This is a genomic window from Streptomyces sp. XM83C, assembly GCF_023072675.1.
In the GTDB taxonomy this organism is placed as follows: Bacteria; Actinomycetota; Actinomycetes; order Streptomycetales; family Streptomycetaceae; genus Streptomyces; species Streptomyces thermocoprophilus.
The window spans coordinates 1-4,174 of record NZ_JALLGL010000418.1; the positions used below are offsets into that span (position 1 = coordinate 1).

The following is a 4,174-nucleotide window of genomic DNA, read 5'->3' on the forward strand; positions in this document are numbered from 1 at the left end:
CCGGCACCCCCCGCGACACCGGCCCCGCGCAACGCGACCGGAGCGGACCTGTCGCGCCCCCGCGCCCCGGCGGACTGCTCACCGGGCTGCTGCGCACCGCACGCCCCAAACAGTGGGTGAAGAACGTCCTCGTCATCGCCGCGCCCGCCGCCGCGGGCCGGCTCCTCGCCCCCGGCACCCCCACCCGGCTCGCGCTGGTCTTCGCCCTGTTCACCGCCTGCTCCGCCGCCGTCTACCTGGTCAACGACGCCCGCGACGCCGACGCCGACCGCGCCCACCCCGTCAAACGCCGGCGCCCGGTCGCCGCCGGACAGGTCCCGGTCCCCGTCGCCTACGCCACCGGCGGCACCCTCGCCGTCCTCGCCCCGGCCGCCGCGGCCTGGCTGGCGGGCCCCGCCGTCGCAGCCCTCCTCGCCGCCTACGTCGGCCTCCAGCTCGCGTACTGCCTCAGCCTCAAACACGTCCTCGTCGTCGACCTGGTCGTCGTCACCACCGGATTCCTGATGCGGGCGGCCGTCGGCGGGCTCGCCGTCGGCATCCCGCTGTCCCGCTGGTTCCTCATCACCACAGGCTTCGGCGCGCTGTTCATGGTCGCCGCCAAGCGCTACTCCGAGGCCGTGCACCCCGCCGCCGAGCAGGGCGCCACCCGCGCCCTGCTCACCGAGTACACCCCCGGCTACCTCCGCTTCGTCTGGCAGCTCGCCGCCGGCGTCGCCGTCCTCGGCTACTGCCTGTGGGCGCTGGAGGAGGGCGGCGTCCACAGCGGCGTACTGCCGTGGCGGCAACTGTCCGTCGTGGCGTTCGTCCTGGCCGTCCTGCGCTACGCCGTCTTCGCCGACCGGGGCACCGCCGGCGAACCCGAGGACGTCGTCCTCGGCGACCGGGCCCTCGCCCTCATCGGCCTGGCCTGGCTGATCATGTACGCGCTCGCGGTGGCGGACTGGTGAGCCCCCGTGCCCCCCACTGACACCGTGCGCTCCGCACCCGCCCCCCGTACGGCCCCTTTGCACCCGAGCGGGGCACCGCCGGACCCGTTCCGGGGAAGACGGACATGGGCCCGCCACCGCAAGGGGAGAAGCTGATCATGGAATGGCTGAAGAAGTTGCCCGTCGTCGGGCCTTGGATCGCCCGCCTGATGACCACCCACGCCTGGCGCTCCTATGAACGCCTCGACCGCGTCAAATGGACCCGGCTCGCCGCCGCGATGACCTTCGTCAGCTTCCTCGCGCTGTTCCCGCTGCTCTCCCTCGCCGCGGCCATCGCCGCCGCCACCCTCAGCGACCAGCAGCAGAACGACCTCCAGGACAAGATCGCCGAGCAGATCCCCGGCATCGCCGACCAGATCGACATCAAGGCCCTCGCCGACAACGCCGGCACCATCGGCCTCGTCTCCGCCGTCCTGCTGCTGCTCACCGGCGTCAACTGGATCGGCCAGATGCGCGACTGCCTGCGCGTCGTATGGGAACTCCCCGAGGACCGGGACAACCCCCTGCTGCGCAAGACGAAGGACACCGGCATCCTGCTCGGCCTCGGCGGCGCCGTCCTCGCCACCATCGCCGCGTCCACCGTCGCCTCCGCCCTCGTCGGCTGGATCACCGACCAGCTCGGCATCGACCGGTCCGGCTGGGGCGGCATCCTGCTGCGCGTCATCGCGTTCGCCGTCGCCGTCGCCGCGGACTTCCTCGTCCTGCTCTACGTCCTCACCCTGCTGCCCGGCGTCGAACCCCCACGCCGCCGCCTCATCGTGGCGGCCCTGATCGGCGCGGTCGGGTTCGAACTGCTCAAACTGCTGCTCAGCGGCTACATCCAGGGCGTCGCCGCGAAAAGCATGTACGGCGCGTTCGGTGTGCCCGTCGCCCTGCTGCTGTGGATCAACTTCACCACCAAACTGCTCCTGTACAGCGCCGCCTGGACCGCCACCGGCAGCAAGGCCGAGGAAGGCGTCGGTGTCACCGCCGGCGACGGACCAGATCCGGCAGCGGCCACCGCCGGTTGACGAGGAACACCCCGCCCGCCAGCAGCACCAGCACCCCGCCCGTGATGCCCAGCGCCACCCCGACCCCGCTGGAGCCGCCCGACGCGGCGCTCGCCGCCGGCTTCCCGGCCCCCGCCGCGCCCTTGGCGTCACCGTCCGCCGCACCCGGCGCAGCACTCGCCCCGGACTGCGCGCCCGACTGCGCGTTCACCGGCGCGACCAGCTCACCCACCGGACGCACCTTGCCCACCGCGGCAAAACCCCAGTCGAGCAGCTTCGCGGTCTCCTTGTAGACCTCGTTGTGCTCGTTCTTCTCCGGGTGCATCACCGTGACCAGCAGCACATGCCCGTCCCGCTCGGCCACACCCGTGAACGTGGCGCCCGCGTTCGTGGTGTTGCCGTTCTTCACCCCGGCGATACCCGGATACACCGGCACATCGGAATCCGTACCGCTCAGCAGCCGGTTCGTGTTCTGGATCTCGAAGGACGTCCGGTACGGCTTGCCCTTCTTGTCCTTCTTCGTCTCACCGGGGAACTTCGCCCGTGCCGTCGAGCAGTACTCCCGGAAGTCCTTCTTCTGGAGCCCCGACCGGGCGAACAGCGTCAGGTCGTACGCGGACGACACCTGCCCCTCCGCGTCGTACCCGTCCGGCGAGACCACCTTCGTGTCCAGCGCCTGCAACTCCCGCGCGTGCTCGTTCATCTCCCGGACCGTGTTGTCCACGCCCTGGTTCATCGCCGCCAGCACATGCACCGCGTCGTTGCCGGACCGCAGGAACACCCCCAGCCACAGGTCCCGCACGGTGTACGTCTCGTGCTCCTTGATCCCGACCATGCTGGACCCGGCACCCACACCCGCCAGATCCTCCGGCGCCACCTTGTGCGTCATCGTCGCCGGGAACTTCGGCAGCACCGTGTCCGCGAACAGCATCTTCAGCGTGCTCGCCGGCGCCAGCCGCCAATGCGCGTTGTGCGCGGCCAGCACCTCACCCGACTCGGCGTCCGCGACGATCCAGGACCGCGCGCTGATGTCCTTCGGCACGACCGGCCCGCCCGTGCCCAGATCGACCTGCGTGCCCGGCCTGCCCAGCCGCTCCCCGCCCAGCGTGGACATCACGGCGGGCGGAGTGGCCGTCGGCGTCGGCGACGGAGAGGGCGCCGCGAGAGCGGTGGGCGCGCTCAGCGCGAGGGACGTCAGGGCGGCGACGATGACCGGCAGGGCACGCCGGGCGGTCTTCAGGGATTCGGGCACGGACGAGAACGTACCGGGCGCGCCCGCGGCCCTTTCGGCCACCCCACCCCGGCCGCCGGAGGGGACCCGCGACGGCGATACTGAACGTATGAAGCTCAGCCGACCCGTGTCCTGGTTCCTGCTCGCCTTCGGGGTGTGGTCGTGGATCATCTGGGTCACTTTCGTCAAGAATCTCGCCGCGGACGGCAGCGGGCTCGCCTTCGACGACGGTCACCCCACCGCGTACTTCTGGGTGCACCTGCTGCTCGCCGTCGTGTCCTTCGTATTGGGGACGGTCATCGGGATCATCGGGTTGCGCGGACTGCGCGCACTGCGCCGAACCTCATAGCGGGACAGGGGAACCCACAGCGTGGTCATCGTCCTCGTGCTCGTCGCCCTGCTCGTGCTGGCAGTGCTCGTCACGGCCAACTGGTACGTGTGGCGGCGCCTGTTCCGCGACACCACCGAGCACCCCGGACCGGTGCGCCGCGCCGGTGCCGTCCTGATCGGCGGCGGCTGGGCGCTGGCCGTCGGGGCGCTGGTCGCCGAGCGCGCGGGCGCCCCGTTCCCGCTGCAACAGGCCCTGGCCTGGCCGGGCTTCCTGTGGCTGGCGCTCTCGGTCTACCTGCTGCTCGCGCTCCTCGCGGGAGAGGCGGTACGGCCGCTGCTGCGGCGCCTGCCGACACGGCGGACGCGGGCCGGGGGCGCCGGGTCCGGCGCCGGGACACCTGCCGGGGGCCGAGCCGGCGCCGAGCCCGAGGCCGTGGCCGAGCCCGTGGCCGAAGGTGCCCGTGGTGGCGGTGCCGAGGCGAGGGCCGCGTCCGCGTCCGACACCGTGGGCACCGCCGAGGCCGGGCGTGCTGCTGCGGCAGGAGGCGCCGCCGGGACCGGCGGCACGAAGGCCGGGGCCGCCTCCTCCGAGGCCGGGGCGCCGGAGCCCGCCCCGACGCCCGCCCCGGCCTCGGAGG

The 4,174-nt window shown here is 72.7% G+C and carries 4 protein-coding genes and 1 pseudogene; 4 read left to right on the forward strand and 1 reads right to left on the reverse strand.

Features of this window, described 5'->3' with window-relative positions; translation table 11 throughout:
* Positions 1-74: 74 nt before the first annotated feature.
* A complete protein-coding gene (locus tag MTQ10_RS28395) occupies positions 75-947 on the forward strand; it encodes a decaprenyl-phosphate phosphoribosyltransferase (RefSeq protein WP_247473202.1) in 873 nt (290 codons plus the stop codon).
* 137 nt (positions 948-1,084) lie between these two features.
* A complete protein-coding gene (locus MTQ10_RS28400; protein ID WP_247473203.1) occupies positions 1,085-1,996 on the forward strand; it encodes a YihY/virulence factor BrkB family protein in 912 nt (303 codons plus the stop codon).
* Here MTQ10_RS28400 and MTQ10_RS28405 read toward each other — a convergent pair.
* Positions 1,950-3,227 carry a D-alanyl-D-alanine carboxypeptidase family protein gene (locus MTQ10_RS28405; protein WP_247473200.1) on the reverse strand — a complete coding sequence of 426 codons (1,278 nt, stop codon included), beginning with the start codon at positions 3,225-3,227 and terminating at the stop codon, positions 1,950-1,952. The genes MTQ10_RS28400 and MTQ10_RS28405 overlap by 47 nt on opposite strands.
* An 88-nt stretch (positions 3,228-3,315) precedes the next feature.
* On the opposite strand from MTQ10_RS28405, the gene MTQ10_RS28410 reads away from it, so the two are divergent.
* Both MTQ10_RS28410 and MTQ10_RS28415 read left to right on the forward strand, forming a co-directional pair.
* Positions 3,316-3,555 (forward strand): SCO4848 family membrane protein, encoded by a 240-nt coding sequence (locus tag MTQ10_RS28410; RefSeq protein WP_247473201.1) that lies wholly within the window; start codon positions 3,316-3,318, stop codon positions 3,553-3,555.
* Positions 3,556-3,576: 21 nt separating this feature from the next.
* A pseudogene (locus MTQ10_RS28415) lies at positions 3,577-4,174 on the forward strand (metallophosphoesterase); the annotation flags it as partial.

What these genes read in the sequence shown, in the direction of transcription:
- MTQ10_RS28400 (WP_247473203.1), top strand. Translation starts at nt 1,085, where the DNA reads ATGGAATGGCTGAAGAAGTTGCCCGTCGTCGGGCCTTGGATCGCCCGC.
- MTQ10_RS28410 (WP_247473201.1), top strand. Translation starts at nt 3,316, where the DNA reads ATGAAGCTCAGCCGACCCGTGTCCTGGTTCCTGCTCGCCTTCGGGGTG.